The organism is Methylobacterium sp. J-077, from assembly GCF_022829365.1.
GTDB lineage: Bacteria > Pseudomonadota > Alphaproteobacteria > Rhizobiales > Beijerinckiaceae > Methylobacterium.
In genome coordinates, this window is sequence record NZ_JAKSYJ010000168.1 from 73,983 (window position 1) to 87,251 (window position 13,269).

Below are 13,269 nucleotides of genomic sequence, written 5' to 3' on the forward strand. Positions count from 1 at the left end.
GGCCTTGCCGCCCCGCATGCGACTGCGCACCGTGCCGTCCGAAGATCCGTCATAGAAAGATCGCGGAGGCGGATCAAGGACAAAAAGCCTAATGATGCGGCCTTTTTGGTCGATTGCGGGAACGGTCGCATTTGAGACGCCGTGATCGCTTAATCCGAAACTGGCAAGACGTTCAGGACAGGTTGAGCGTTGCGATGTGAGGGCACCGTGCGTGTCAAAGACAACGTTCCAGTCTTCACCGCCGCGACGGAGTCCGTCGAGCAGACGAAGGCGTTCGAATACTGGCGCGATACGGTGATGACCGCTGCGGACGTCACGCCGTTCGACTCGGCTGCGCCTTTCGCGGCCAGCCGCATGGTTGCGGCCTCCGCGCACGGGACTCTCCTGCGCACCGTCAGCAGCCCGATCGGCGTCAATCGCAACGCGCGCCACATCCGCCATGACGGGCGCGACGATCTGTCGATCATGCTGATCGTGGCGGGGCAGGGCTATATCGAGCAGGGCGACACCGGCACGCTCGTCCAGGCCGGCGACGTGGCGTTCCACGCCATGGGGCAGCCCGGTACCGCCGGCAGCCGCGACGGCTACGAGGAGATCCGCCTCGCGGTGCCGCGCGCCGCCTTCCCGGCCCGGGTCGGCAACACGCAGGATGTGGTCGGCCGCATGCTCGGCGCCACCCCGTCGCGCGGGCTGCTGGCCGCTTTTCTCACCGCGTTCGCGACATCGGTCTCCAGCATGTCTGAGGTGGAGGCTGGCATTGCCGTCGAAGGCGTGCTGCATCTGCTCCGCGGCATCATTCGCGGGCAGACCGAGCCAGCCGACGGCAAGCTCTACGGAGAGGCGGTGCGCGCTGGCCCTAGCCCATATCCAGCGTCGGCTGCACGAACCCGAATTCGGCCCGGCATCCTTAGCCAAAGCCCTGCGGATCTCCCGCAGCCGCCTCTACGCGGCCTTTGCCGGGGGGCAGGGCATCGCGGCAACGATCCGCGACGCGCGGCTCGACCGTGCCCACGACCGGATCTTGATGATGCGCCAGACGGGCGCCCGGATCGCCTCGATCAGGGCGAATTGCGGCTTCACCGACGCGGCCGCCTTCAGCCACGCGTTCCGCCAGCGCTTCGGTTTCTCGCCCCGGGACCTCCTCGCCCAGGGTGGGTGAACCGGATCGATGCCGAGTCGAAGCGAAGGGCTGCCCAATAAAGGCGCAGAGGCCGGCGCCGAAGCGGCAGGCGCAGCGGCTTGGCCTTTTGGCCGCTTGCGTGAAAGGTTCAAATCTGGAACGCCGTCGGGGCTGAAGCGTAATACGGCAATAATTTTCGCCGGCCGGAGCGTTGTGGAACGAGGGAACGGTGCGCGTCAAAGACAAGATCCCGATTTTGATCCAGACAACAGATGCAGTCGATCAGAGAAATGCGTTCGAATACTGATGCGATACTGTATTGCCGGCTGGGAATATAGCATCGTTTGATTCCGCCGTGCCCTTCTCGGCCAGCCGCATGATCGCGGCCTCCGCACACGGGACGATCATGCGCACGGTCAGCGGCCCGATCGATGTCGAGCGCGCCGCGCGCCACATCCGCAGCGACGGGGCCGACGAGATCTCGATCATGCTGATCGCCGCGGGGCAGGGCTATGTCGAGCAGGGCAACAACGGCGCGCTCCTGCGGACCGGCGACTTGGCGTTCCGCGCGATGGGCCAGCCGGGTGCCGCCGGAAGCCGGGACGGCTACGAGGAGATCCGCCTGATGGTGCCGCGTACCGCCTTTTTCGAGCAGGTCGGCAACCCGCAGGATGTCGCCGGGCGCAAGCTCGGCGACACGCCGCTGAAAGGGCTGCTGAAGGCCTATCTCGGCTCGCTGGCGACATCGGTTTCCAACATGTCGGAGGCGGAGACCGGTATTGCCGTCGAAAGCGTGCTGCATCTGCTCCGCGGCGTCATTTATGGACAGAGCGGGTTCGACGACGGTGAGCTCTCGATGGAGGCTTTGCGCTCGCTGGCGCTCGCCCATATCCAGCGGCGCCTGCACGAGCCCGAATTTGGTGCGAATGCCCTGGCCGCGGCGCTGCAAATCTCGCGCAGCCGCCTCTACGCGGCCTTCGCCAGCGGGCCGGGGATCGCGGCCACGATCCGCGACGCCCGCCTCGACCGGGCCCACGACCGGATCGTGATGATGCGGAGTATCGGCGTCCGGATCGGGACGATCATGGCGAGCTGCGGCTTCACCGATCCTGCCGCCTTCAGCCGCGCGTTCCGCCAGCGCTTCGGCTTCTCGCCGCGAGACCTCGCAGTCCACGGGGCCGGCTGGAGCGCCGGCTCGAATGGCGTCTACCGGCCGGAAGATTCACGGCGTCTGCCGCTGCCTTTGCGCGCGTAGCGGCGCAGCGAGCGATCCTCGAAGGCCGAGGCGCCCTCGATCGAGACGACGGCATGGGACGGCCGGTGCGTCCGGATATCCGATCAGATTCGCCCGCTGCGGGGATCGGCGACCGGCTGCCTAGATGTCGTCGCGGCACCCGCTGCGTTCCGGGCCGAGCCGGCGAGACGCTGAACGAGCCGGATCGCCGCGACGCCGACCCGCGCCAGCCGGATCTGGCCGGGAAGCTGGCGTGGACCGATCGGGCGGTACACCAGACGGGGGCTCGCACGCTCGGCCTCCGCGATGGCCTGGCCGAGCGGAAGGGCTGCGATCCTGTCGGCCTCGGCGGGGGCGATCTCGATGGCGCGCGCCCAGGCTTGGTTCGCCCGCAAGCTGCCCTTGCCGTGAAGGCGCCGGAACCGCCGCCGCCACAGGTAGCGGCGCAGGACCCGCGGAAACGTCTCCATCCGGGCATCGCAGAGTGCGTCCGGCTCCTCGCAGCGGGATCGGATCGTGTCGGCGACGCCGCCCGGGGCGCGGCCGGTGAGCCGAGCCGAGATGGTCACGCAGACATCGGTGGCGTGCCGGACCCGCAAGCCGTGCTCGATCAGCCGAGCGATGAAGGCGCCGTCCTCGCCGAGCGGGATCTCCGGCATGCCGCCGACAGCCAGATAAGTCCTTCGGGTCACCGCCAGGGTCGCGCCGATCGCGGTCCGGTGGCAGGGCCAGGGATCGTGCGGATCCGGATCGATCCGGGCCTCGGCCTCGGTGATCAGGGCATCGTAGATATCCTCGAGGCGCCCGCGCGCGGGCAGGGACGGCGGCAGCAACGCGGCTTCCGCGGCGTCGAGCTCGACCCGGCCTGCGACCGCGTCGGCACCGGCTTCGATGGCAGCGCGGTTGCGGGCGACCCAGTTCGGCGGCACGCGGCTATCTGCATCCGTCGACAGGATCATCCCCGCATTCCCCGCATCCCCCAGCCACGCGGCGGCGAGATCCATGGCCCGGCGCCTGGCCCAGCCGGCATGCGCGCCGGAGAAATCCTCGATCTCGACCCGCACCGGGATCGACAGCGTCGGCACCAGTTGAGCCACCAGGATCTCGGTGCCGTCGGTGCAATTGTTCAGGAACAACACCAGCCCGAGGCTGTCCGGCGCCAGCCCGACCTGCGCGTCGATGGCCCGGAGGCAGGCCTCGATCCGCTCGACCTCGTTGCGCACCGGGATAGCGACGATCGCGCTGGGCGAGGGGGCATCTGGCTGGGTGGTGCGCGTCACCGGATATGGTCTCCGTCTCGACCCCCGTGGACGGATCGGAACGGGGGCGAGCCGGCTATGCGGGACTGGGCCTGAACGAAACCGGAAGACGCCCAGCGCGCATGACCGGATTGGGCCGGCTCATCACAAGCCAGTCGCGTCATGGGCCCAGCCGGCCCGCAGCGTCGCGAACAGGATCACGGTGCCGTAGACGAAAAGCCCGAGCGCGATCATAGCGTAGAGGCCGAACGACGCGCCGGTGAGGGACAGGGCCAGCCACCCTCCGACAGCGACCAGGATCAGCCGCGTCAAGCCGGCGAGAAGCGGCCAGAGAAGCGTACCCGCGCCTTGCCCGGCGAAATACAAGGCGAAGCCGAGACCGTAGAAGCCGTAGAAGGGGCCGACGATCCTGAGATAGCTCGATCCCGAGGCCAACATCGCGGGATCGCTGCCGAACAAGCGAAGCCAGGCCTCGGGCCAGAACGCCGCAGACAGGCCGATCGTCTCCGTCATTACGAAGCCGGCGAGGCCGCCGGTCAACGCGATGCGGAGCGCCCGCCGGCCGCGCCCAGCCCCGACATTCATGCCCACCATGGACACGACCGTACCGCCGACACCGAAAATGAGCGGGATCAGCAGATATTCGAGGCGTGCCGCGGTGCCGAACCCGGCCACCTCGCTCGGACCGAACCAGTGACCGATGAGCGAGGTGGCGGCCGCGATCGTCAGATTCGTCTGCAGCGAGGTCAGCGCGGCCAGACCTCCGACGCGCAAGATCTCGCGGAACATTGCGAGGCGCAGCCGCCCCCACCGGAAGCGCACCTCGCACCGTCCGCTCAGGATGTACCAGCCGAAGAACAGCGTGCCGCCGAGGTAGTAGAGAAGGAGGGCGACGCCGCCGCCCGCGACACCGATGCGGGGGAAAGGGCCGATGCCGAAGATCAACAGCGGCGACAGGGGGACGAGGATCGCCACGCCTCCGCAGATGCCCAGTGCCGGCACCAGCATGTTGCCGGTTCCGCGAATGACGGCCGACAGGCCGTTCATGACCCACAGCAGGATGATGCCCAGAAACACGACGTTCGAGTACGTCAGCGCGGCGTCGAGCGAGGCTCCCTCGCCGCCGAGCGCGCGATACAGGGATGGACCGAAGGCGAGCACGGCCGCCGACAGGCTCGCGCCGAGAGCCAAGTCGATCACGAGGGCATGCAGCACCACCGCGTCCGCGTCGTCGTCCCGCCCGGCGCCGATCGCCCGGGCTATCGCGGAAGCAATGCCGCCGCCGAGCGCGCCCCCAGACATCATCTGCATCAGCATCACGACCGGGAAGACCAGCGCCATGCCGGCCAGCACGTCGGTGCCGAGGTGCGCGAGATACCAGGTCTCGACCAGTCCGGTGGCGGCCTGAGCCACCATGATGAGGACGTTGGGCCAGGATAGGCGGAGCAGCGTCACGCCGATCGGCCCGTCGAGGAACAGCGCGCGCCGTGAAACCGGGGCGATGCGCGTCGCCGGCGCCACGCTCTGCTCCCGGCCGAGGAGCGTACTTCCAAAGCGATCGACCATCGAGCTGAACCCGGTTTAATATCGCAACTCGGTTGCACGTATCACCGGTTGGTTTAATGACGCAACCGTTGCCTGATCGAGCACGGACGCGGACGGTGAAACGCAAGAGCTTCGCGCAGGCCCGCTGCCCGGTGGCGCGCTCCCTCGACAGCATCGGCGACTGGTGGACGCTGCTGCTGATCCGGGACGCTCTCCGCGGTCCGCGACGGTTCAGCGATTTTGTGGAGAGCCTCGGTCTCGCTCGGAACGTGCTGAGCGCCCGCCTGCGCAGGCTGGTCGAAGCGGGCATCTTCGAGCAGCGGCCGGCGGAAGACGGTTCGGATGGTCTCCGCTATCAGCTGACCGAGAAGGGGCGGGGGCTGCAAGTCGTCATCATGGCGCTGCGGCAATGGGGCGAAGACAATCTCTTCGGCGAGGGCGAGGAGATGTCGGTCCAAGTGGACCGGGCCGGTGGCCCGATCCGACGGCTCATCGTGCAGGCGACCGATGGCCGCCCGCTGCGACCCGAGGATGTGAACATCGAGCCCGGTCACAAGCGGTCCAGAGCCCGAGCCGCCGAAGCGGGGCCCGGCTCGGCGTAAGCGAGCACGTCGACGCACGGGCTTGAGCCGGCTCACTCACGGACGAGCCGGGGTCCTGACAGTCGCCGCAGATCCGACCTTTCCAGATCGGTCCCCAACCGACTTACGAGATTGAGGTCGAGACGGGGAAAGACCGGTCAAACAGGCGCTGAATGGCCCTCAGAGGGTCTTCTCCAGCAGGCCCTCGATCCATTCCGGCTGGGTCTCGCCGACCGAGCGGCCGGTCTCGGTCGCGCCTTTGTAGGCGATCAGCGTACTTTGCATCCGCACGTTGAGCTGCCGCAGCAGTTCTTTCTGGCTGTCGAAATCGATGTCGAAGATCTGTAGGTCCTTGAACCGCGGCTCGGCCGCGAGCTTGGCCAGGATCGGCGTCTGGGTCTTGCAGATCGGGCACCAGGGGGCGCTGACCTCTACCAGGATCGGCTTGCCGCTCTTCTGCGCCGCCTCGAAGGCGGTCGCCGAGAACGGCATCGCTTCGCCGGCCAGGGCCGGCGACAGGCAGGCGGCTAGGGCAAGGCAGGCCAGCGAAAGCGCGGTGCGACGGCTCTTCATGATGCAGTTCCTCCGGCGCCCGATTCTTGACGGTGTTTCGGCGTCCTCGCCGCAGTGGTTACACGAGTGGACTGGAAACGCCCCATCGAAGGCCGGTTGATACCGGTCCGGCCCGTCACATCATCGAGAGGCATCCCCCGATCGATCCTGCTCGACAAGATCCGCGATGTCCTGCGCATCCACCGCATCCATCGGACGCCGGATCCGCAGCGCCCGGGTCGGGGTGCCGGCGCGCATCACCAGCACGATGGTCTCCATGTCCGGGCAGCCGGGATCGGCGCAGGCGATCTCGTTCACCGCCAGCGCGTCGGCCTCGGTCAGGCCGAGGGCGGCGATCAGCTGGTGTTTCAACCGCGACGCGATTTCGGCGCGCTCGGCCGAGCGGGCGCGCCACGCTTTCAGACTCACGAAAGCCATGCCGAATGGTTGTCCCTCTGGCGAAGGCCGCGGTGATATGCCCGTCTATAGGGAGTGCGACGCGATTCGACCGGTCTCGATCCGATCGTGTTGCGGCTTTTACGACGGGTCAAGCAGTCGGCCTCCGTTCGCGACCGCAACAAACGCCGTGCTTCGATCGTAATGCCCGAACACGGAGAGGACCTGAAAACTTGCGACCCTGGCGAGACGGACCGGGCGACCGGCGGAGCTATCACCACGGGAACCTCAAGGAGGCCCTCATCGAGGCCGCCCGCCGGTTCATCGCCGAGCGTGGCATCGGCGGCTTCGCCTTGGTCGATGCCGCCCGTCTGGTCGGGGTGACGCCGGCGGCCCTTTATCGGCACTTCCGTGGCCGCGAGGCCCTGCTGGAAGAACTGGCCGGGCGCGGCTTCGCGGAGCTCGCGGCCCGGCTCGCCCGGGCGTTGACCTCCCGGGGCACGCCGCTCGAACGCTTTACCCGCATGGGCGAAGCCTACCTAGCCTTTGCCGAGGAGGAGCCGGCCTATTACGCGGCGATCTTCGAGACCCGTGGCCTTCCCGCCGAGCCCACCGGCGCCGAGGCACCGCCCGGCCGGCCGTCGCCGTTCGACCTTCTGGTCGAGGCGCTGCAGGCGACCTTCGCGGACGGGTTCGGCGGCGTCGCACCCCGGTTCATCGCCCTCGAAGTCTGGGCGCTGGCCCACGGCATCGCGACCCTCTCGGCCGCCGGGCACCTGCCGCGGGGACCCGGCTTCCCGGACAAGTACGAGTTGCTGCGCGCCGGCGTCCTCGCCCTGGTTCACGGCGTCGCGCAGCCGGGCGAGCGCCCCCGGTCTTGAAAGGCTGCCAGGCCACCCGCATGTTAACCCCGTTCACATGAACAGCGGAGCCAAGCCGTGACCACGCAAACCTCCTCTCCCTGGGCGACCGGCAGGCTCTGCCGTTCCGGCCCGTTTCCCCGTCGCTCCCTGGAAATCGGCGCGATCGTCGTCGGCTTCATTTACTGGTGGCCGGTCGGCCTGGCGCTGGTCGCCTGGAAGATCGCCGGCTATCCGGCTTTCTCTGAGCTGCGCAATGCGGCGCGTCGCGGCGTCGCCGGCTTCGAGGCCAGCGGGCGCCCGGCCTCGCGCTTCGCCCGTGCCTTCGAGGCAGCCCATAGCGGCGGCACCGGCAACGCCGCGTTCGACGCCTATCGCCGCGCCGAACTGGACCGGCTCGAGGCACAGCGCAAGGCCCTCGAAGATGAAAGCCGCGCCTTCACGGATTTCGTCGAGGAGCTGAAGCGGGCCAAGGACCGCGAGCAGTTCGACGCCTTCATGGCCAAGCGCCGCGGCGAGGGCGGATCCTACACCGCCTGAGTTCGAACCGCAGACGGGGCCCGGCCGGCAAGCCGAGCCCCATTCGCGAGATGCATCATGCAGCCCGCACCGTGTCGAGGAAGTGGGACACTTCCGCGGTGAGGTGCTCGGACTGGCGCGACAGTTCCGAAGCGGCGTTCAGCACCTGAACCGCCGATTTCCCGGTTTCCTCGGCGGCATCGGCGACGCCCGAGATGTTGCTGGTGACCTCGCCGGTGCCCCGGGCCGCTTGACCGACGTTCCGGACAATCTCCTGCGTCGCCGCACCCTGCTCTTCCACCGCCGCGGCGATCGAGGTCGCGACGGTGCTGATCTCCTGGATCCGCGCGGTGATCGAGCCGATTGCGGTCACCGCCTGCCCAGTCGACGCCTGGACCCGGGCGATCTGGCCGGCGATTTCTTCGGTCGCCTTGGCGGTCTGTTCCGCCAGAGCCTTCACTTCGGAAGCCACCACGGCAAAACCTCGCCCAGCGTCGCCGGCCCGCGCGGCTTCGATGGTCGCGTTCAAGGCCAACAAATTGGTCTGGCCGGCGATCGAAGAGATCAATCCGACCACGTCGCCGATCCGGGCGACGGCGCTGCTCAACTCATGCACAAGTGCGCCGGTCTGGCCGGCCTCATCGACCGCGCCCTGCGCGAGCTTGGCCGAGCTGTCCATCTGCCGGCCGATCTCCTGGACCGAAGATCCCAATTCCTCGGCGGCGGCGGCGACCGTGTTGACGTTGCTGGCGGCCTCTTCCGCGGCGGCGGCCACCGCACCGGACTGGGTGGACGTCTCTCCGGCCATGGCCGACATCGCGCCCGCCGTGGCCTGCAGTTCGGTGGCCGAGGACGACACCATGCCGATGATGCTGCCGACCGCCTGCTCGAAGCTGTCGGCCATCTGGCGCATGCCGGCCTTGCGCTGCTCCTCGCTGGCTGCCCGCGCCTGCGCGGTCTCGGCCTCCAGTGCACGAGTGCGGATCATGTTGTCCTTGAACACCTCGACGGCAGCCGCCATAGCGCCGATCTCGTCGCGCCGATCCCGCGCCGGCACCGTCACGCCGGTGTCGCCTCCGGCGAGCCGCGACATGACCTGCGTCATCCGCTGGATCGGACGCGAGATGCGGTACAGAGAGAAGGCCGCCGCCGCCAGCGCTGCGAGCATAGAGAGGATGCCGTTGCCCCAGGCGGCCGCGGACGCGGTGTTGGCCCGGTCCACCGCCACGGCGACTTCATGCTTCGCTTTCTGCTCGTTGAAGACGACTAGGCGGGAGAGTGCGGCACGCGCGTCGTCGTAGATCTTGACCGTATCGGCGCCGGTCAGCATCGCGAACGCGTCCGCCTGCCGGCCGGAACTGATCAGTTGGCGCATCGCGTCGTCCACCCGCCCGTAACGGGTCCATTGGGCCGCGAAGGCGTCGTACAGGGCCTGTTCTTCGGGGCCGGAAATCAGACCCTCGTAGGCCCGGCGCCGCTCGGCGAACTGTGCCAGCGTCGCAGCGAGCTGAGTCTCGCCCGCCGTGCGATGGTCGCCGTCGAGCGTCATCAAACGGAATTGCTTGATGCGCACTTCCGAGGCCGCGATCTCGACTTCGTTGATCCGAGTCATTGAGGGCAGCCAGTTGTTTGCGACCTCAGTCATCGAATGCCGGATGTCGGCCAATTCGATGATTGACAAGCCTCCCTGGCCTGCTGCGAGCAGAGCGAACAATCCGAAGATCACCGCGAGCGTCGTCTTGAGAGAAACAGTGAGGCGCATGGCTTGGCCCGGGTTCGCGGTAGATGCGCTCACTAACAGCCTGAAGGTCGATCTGGAAAGAGCTTAAACATTGAGTCCGTAAGATTTTTGTGGCGGTTCATCAAAAAAGTTGCGTGGAAATGAACGATCACGCATATTAGTTTCTATATCGAGTAAGTATAAAAATCGATCTATATTTATATTGACCTGACCGCCAGTTCAGAAAATTTCTAAGTTCCCGATCGTTCAAAATACATGGAGCGTTTGTCGATCGACCAGACGGTTTTTTTACGTTTTCTGATTTCGCTGCTGTATCGGCCGACCCGAGACTTAGCGCATCGTTCGAGATATCGAACCCAACGCGATACGTTAGCTTTGTGATTCGCATCGTTCCGAAAGCCGGCGGCCACCGTTCGGAACGATGCGTCAGGAGGCGTCTTCGCCGTTTTTCGACGGTCGGCGCCATCGAGGATTGCCTGGTCCAGGATGACGACGGGATTCTGCCGCCAGGGCATGCCGCCGTGCCGTCCGAGCCTTGCGCTGACAGCGTTTCCATGACTGCTCGCAACCGTCGGCGGCGTCAGCCCTGCGCCGGGGGGTTAGACGGTTCCGAACACGCCGGTTTACGCGGAGTCACGTTGCGCCCCGGCCCCCGCTCCGGCATTCCTGCCCCTCAGGATGGAGGGACGTGCGATGCCGACGGGTCGGGTCACGGTGGTCGATCACCCCCTGGTGCAGCACAAGCTCACCTATCTGCGGGACAAGAACCGGTCGACCAAGGGTTTTCGCCAGCTCCTGAACGAGATCGGCATGCTGCTCGCCTACGAGGTGACGCGCGACCTGCCGCTGGAGCCGGTGACCATCGAGACGCCGATCCAGCCGATGGAGGGGCGGCAGATCCAGGGCAAGAAACTGGTCTTCGCCCCGATCCTGCGCGCCGGAGTCGGCTTCCTCGATGGCATGCTGTCGCTGGTCCCGTCGGCGCGGGTCGCCCATGTCGGACTCTATCGCGACCCTGAGACGCTCGAAGCAGTCGAATACTATTTCAAGGCCCCCTCGGATCTCGCCGACCGGACCGTATTGGTGCTCGACCCGATGCTCGCCACCGCAAATTCCGCCATCGCGGCCCTGGACCGGCTGAAGGCCCGGGGTGCGTCGGACCTGCGCTTCGTCTGCCTGCTGGCCGCCCCGGAGGGCCTCGCCAAGTTCCAGGCCGCGCATCCGGACGTGCCGATCTGGACGGCGGCCATCGACAGCCACCTGAATGACCACGGCTACATCGTCCCGGGTCTCGGCGATGCCGGGGATCGGATGTACGGCACGAGGTGATCGGGCAGCCGGCGCGAGAAGGCGCAGGTCCTGTCGATTATCCGGCCGTTGTTTCACGTTCCGTCCGGATGCACATTGTATTCATCAGGCCGAATGCTACAAAAATCGTCCGGCTTCGATGTGGCGCCAAAAGCTGCACGGCCCGGAGGAGGAAGCACCATGGCGATGGATCGCAGCGTGACGAGCCGGGCTCTCGCCTTGCTGGCGGCCGGCGTATTGGCCGCGGGCGAGGCGCGGGCCGCCGATCCGATCAAGATCGGGGTGATCGCCGAAGCTCAATCGGTGGTGGGTGCCTCGATCCCGCAGGCGGTCCAGCTCGCCGCCGACGAGATCAACGCCAAGGGCGGCGTCGACGGGCGCCAGATCCAGGTCGTGGCCTACGACGACAAGAGCTCGGCCTCCGACTCCGTTCGGGCGTTCCAGCGGGCAGTCAGCGAGGACAAGGTCAACCTCGTCATCGCCAGCTACATCTCCGAGGTGGTGCTGGCGCTGATGCCCTGGTCGGCCAGGCTCAAGACCCCGATGATCACGCCGGGCGCCGCCTCCAACGAGATCAGCTTGGCTGTTCATAAGGAGTACGCCCGCAACAAGTACACGTTCCACGGCTATCTCACCTCCGCGGCGCTTGCCCAGTCGATCTGCGATTCGACCAAGGACCTGCTGCTCGACCTGATGAAGGTGAAGACGGCGGCGATCATGAGCGAGGACGCCGCTTGGACTCGCCCGCTCGATGCGTCTTATGAAAAATGCCTGCCCGAGATCGGCGTCAAGGTCGTCGACCACATCCGGTTCTCGCCGGATACGGGCGATTTCACCCCGATCTACAACAAGATCGAGGCGGGGAAGCCCGACCTGATCGTAACCGGCATCTCGCATGTCGGCGTGCAGCCCACCGTGCAGTGGCAAAACCAGCAGGTGCCGCTCGCCATGACCGGAATGAACTCACAGGCGACCTCCTCGACCTTCTGGGCCAACACCAACGGCGCGACCCAGGGCGTGATCTTCCAGAGCATCGCGGTGCCGGGGGCCGCAATCACCGACAAGTCACTGGCCTTCAGCGAGGCCTTCAAGAAACGCTTCGGCAGCGATCCGTCCTATGCCGGCTACATGGCCTACGATCAGGTCTACTACACCGCCGACGCGGTGAAGCGCGCCGGTTCCACCGAGGCCGATAAGCTGGTGGACGCCCTGGAGAAGACCGACTGGGTCGGCACGGTCGGCCGTACCCAGTTCTACGGCCGGGACGACGACTTCACGCACTCGATCAAGTATGGGCCGGGCTTCGTCACCGGGCTGATGGCGCAGTGGCAGGACGGCAAGCAGGTGGCGATCTGGCCGACCAGCCTCGCCCAGGGCAAGATCGTGCTGCCCCCAGCTGTGAAGGCCGCGGCGCGATAGGCCATCCTCGCCCGGGCCGCGCTTGCCAAGCGCTTCCGTTGCCGCAAGTAGAGCCGGGTCGCGCCTCAGGGTGCGGCCCGGACCACGCACGCGTTGAGGATCCTTCGATGGCCAGCCCCACCCTGCCCGAGACCATGCGCCGGATCCATTTCACTGGACCGGGCGGACCGGAGGTGATCGCCATCGAGACTGCGCCGCTGCCCATCCCAGGACCGGGACAGGTGCTGATCGAGGTGGTCGCAGCGGGCGTGAACCGGCCTGACGTGATGCAACGCGCCGGCCTGTACCCGCCGCCGCCCGGGGCTACCGAGATCCCGGGCCTCGAAGTTGCGGGCCGTATCGCGGCGCTGGGGGAGGGGGTCGAGGGTCTCGCGGTCGGCGACGAAGTCTGCGCGCTGGTGATCAGCGGCGGCTACGCCGAATTCGCGGTCGCCGAGGCGTCGCATTGCCTGCCGCGCCCAAAGGCGCTGTCGCTGGTCGATGCGGCCGGGCTGCCGGAGACGTTCTTCACGGTCTATTCCAACGTCGTGCAGCGCGGCCGTCTCGCCGAGGGCGAAAGCTTCCTGGTGCATGGCGGGTCGAGCGGCATCGGCGCCACCGCGATCCAGATCGCCAAGCATGTCGGCGCCAAGGTCTTCGCCACTGCGGGCTCGGCCGAGAAGTGCAAGTTCTGCGAGGAGCTCGGGGCCGATGCGGCGATCGACTACAAGCAGGCCGACTTCGCCGAGGAGATCA

The 13,269-nt window shown here is 67.1% G+C and carries 13 protein-coding genes and 1 pseudogene; 9 read left to right on the plus strand and 5 right to left on the minus strand.

Going from position 1 to position 13,269, the window contains the following annotated elements:
* Nucleotides 1-354: 354 nt before the first annotated feature.
* The 3 genes and pseudogenes from MKL11_RS21775 to MKL11_RS21785 form a co-directional block, all read left to right on the plus strand.
* A pseudogene (locus MKL11_RS21775) lies at nucleotides 355-735 on the plus strand (AraC family transcriptional regulator); the annotation flags it as partial.
* On the plus strand, nucleotides 650-1,159 hold the full coding sequence (locus MKL11_RS21780; protein WP_243947266.1) for a helix-turn-helix domain-containing protein: 510 nt from the start codon (nucleotides 650-652) through the stop codon (nucleotides 1,157-1,159). The pseudogene MKL11_RS21775 and the gene MKL11_RS21780, both read left to right, overlap by 86 nt.
* 316 nt (nucleotides 1,160-1,475) lie before the next feature.
* The gene (locus MKL11_RS21785; RefSeq protein ID WP_243947242.1) at nucleotides 1,476-2,375 is read left to right on the plus strand and encodes a helix-turn-helix domain-containing protein; all 900 of its coding nucleotides are present in this window, start codon (nucleotides 1,476-1,478) and stop codon (nucleotides 2,373-2,375) included.
* Nucleotides 2,376-2,458: 83 nt separating this feature from the next.
* Here the strand turns inward: MKL11_RS21785 and MKL11_RS21790 are convergent, their stop codons facing one another.
* Both MKL11_RS21790 and MKL11_RS21795 read right to left on the minus strand, forming a co-directional pair.
* Nucleotides 2,459-3,634 carry a glycosyltransferase gene (locus MKL11_RS21790; protein WP_243947244.1) on the minus strand — a complete coding sequence of 392 codons (1,176 nt, stop codon included), beginning with the start codon at nucleotides 3,632-3,634 and terminating at the stop codon, nucleotides 2,459-2,461.
* A 123-nt stretch (nucleotides 3,635-3,757) separates the two neighbouring features.
* Entirely contained in the window at nucleotides 3,758-5,179 is a 1,422-nt protein-coding gene (locus MKL11_RS21795) for an MATE family efflux transporter (protein WP_243947246.1), read from the minus strand.
* A gap of 95 nt (nucleotides 5,180-5,274) precedes the next feature.
* On the opposite strand from MKL11_RS21795, the gene MKL11_RS21800 reads away from it, so the two are divergent.
* Nucleotides 5,275-5,760, plus strand: a complete 486-nt coding sequence (locus tag MKL11_RS21800) for a winged helix-turn-helix transcriptional regulator (RefSeq protein ID WP_243947248.1) — start codon at nucleotides 5,275-5,277, stop codon at nucleotides 5,758-5,760.
* A 159-nt stretch (nucleotides 5,761-5,919) separates the two neighbouring features.
* Here MKL11_RS21800 and MKL11_RS21805 read toward each other — a convergent pair whose 3' ends face one another.
* Together MKL11_RS21805 and MKL11_RS21810 are read right to left on the minus strand one after the other, a co-directional pair.
* Nucleotides 5,920-6,312 carry a thioredoxin family protein gene (locus MKL11_RS21805; protein ID WP_243947250.1) on the minus strand — a complete coding sequence of 131 codons (393 nt, stop codon included), beginning with the start codon at nucleotides 6,310-6,312 and terminating at the stop codon, nucleotides 5,920-5,922.
* A 120-nt stretch (nucleotides 6,313-6,432) separates the two neighbouring features.
* On the minus strand, nucleotides 6,433-6,729 hold the full coding sequence (locus MKL11_RS21810; protein WP_243947252.1) for a hypothetical protein: 297 nt from the start codon (nucleotides 6,727-6,729) through the stop codon (nucleotides 6,433-6,435).
* A gap of 191 nt (nucleotides 6,730-6,920) precedes the next feature.
* Between MKL11_RS21810 and MKL11_RS21815 the strand changes: the two genes are divergently transcribed.
* The gene (locus MKL11_RS21815) at nucleotides 6,921-7,568 is read left to right on the plus strand and encodes a TetR/AcrR family transcriptional regulator (protein WP_092039439.1); all 648 of its coding nucleotides are present in this window, start codon (nucleotides 6,921-6,923) and stop codon (nucleotides 7,566-7,568) included.
* Between the two features lie 57 nt (nucleotides 7,569-7,625).
* Entirely contained in the window at nucleotides 7,626-8,087 is a 462-nt protein-coding gene (locus MKL11_RS21820; protein WP_243947254.1) for a DUF2852 domain-containing protein, read from the plus strand.
* A 55-nt stretch (nucleotides 8,088-8,142) separates the two neighbouring features.
* On the opposite strand, the gene MKL11_RS21825 is transcribed toward MKL11_RS21820, so the two are convergent.
* A complete protein-coding gene (locus MKL11_RS21825) occupies nucleotides 8,143-9,828 on the minus strand; it encodes a methyl-accepting chemotaxis protein (RefSeq protein WP_243947256.1) in 1,686 nt (561 codons plus the stop codon).
* A gap of 672 nt (nucleotides 9,829-10,500) precedes the next feature.
* Between MKL11_RS21825 and upp the strand changes: the two genes are divergently transcribed.
* The 3 genes from upp to MKL11_RS21840 form a co-directional block, all read left to right on the plus strand.
* Entirely contained in the window at nucleotides 10,501-11,136 is a 636-nt protein-coding gene (gene upp / locus MKL11_RS21830; RefSeq protein WP_243947258.1) for a uracil phosphoribosyltransferase, read from the plus strand.
* Nucleotides 11,137-11,295: 159 nt separating this feature from the next.
* The gene (locus tag MKL11_RS21835; RefSeq protein ID WP_243947260.1) at nucleotides 11,296-12,534 is read left to right on the plus strand and encodes an ABC transporter substrate-binding protein; all 1,239 of its coding nucleotides are present in this window, start codon (nucleotides 11,296-11,298) and stop codon (nucleotides 12,532-12,534) included.
* 107 nt (nucleotides 12,535-12,641) lie between these two features.
* Nucleotides 12,642-13,269 (plus strand): alcohol dehydrogenase catalytic domain-containing protein (locus MKL11_RS21840; RefSeq protein WP_243947261.1); only part of this gene is annotated, 628 nt, incomplete at its 3' end.

What these genes read in the sequence shown, in the direction of transcription:
- MKL11_RS21825 (WP_243947256.1), bottom strand. Translation starts at nt 9,828, where the DNA reads ATGCGCCTCACTGTTTCTCTCAAGACGACGCTCGCGGTGATCTTCGGA.
- MKL11_RS21795 (WP_243947246.1), bottom strand. Translation starts at nt 5,179, where the DNA reads ATGGTCGATCGCTTTGGAAGTACGCTCCTCGGCCGGGAGCAGAGCGTG.
- MKL11_RS21805 (WP_243947250.1), bottom strand. Translation starts at nt 6,312, where the DNA reads ATGAAGAGCCGTCGCACCGCGCTTTCGCTGGCCTGCCTTGCCCTAGCC.
- upp (WP_243947258.1), top strand. Translation starts at nt 10,501, where the DNA reads ATGCCGACGGGTCGGGTCACGGTGGTCGATCACCCCCTGGTGCAGCAC.
- MKL11_RS21780 (WP_243947266.1), top strand. Translation starts at nt 650, where the DNA reads ATGTGGTCGGCCGCATGCTCGGCGCCACCCCGTCGCGCGGGCTGCTGG.
- MKL11_RS21810 (WP_243947252.1), bottom strand. Translation starts at nt 6,729, where the DNA reads ATGGCTTTCGTGAGTCTGAAAGCGTGGCGCGCCCGCTCGGCCGAGCGC.
- MKL11_RS21835 (WP_243947260.1), top strand. Translation starts at nt 11,296, where the DNA reads ATGGCGATGGATCGCAGCGTGACGAGCCGGGCTCTCGCCTTGCTGGCG.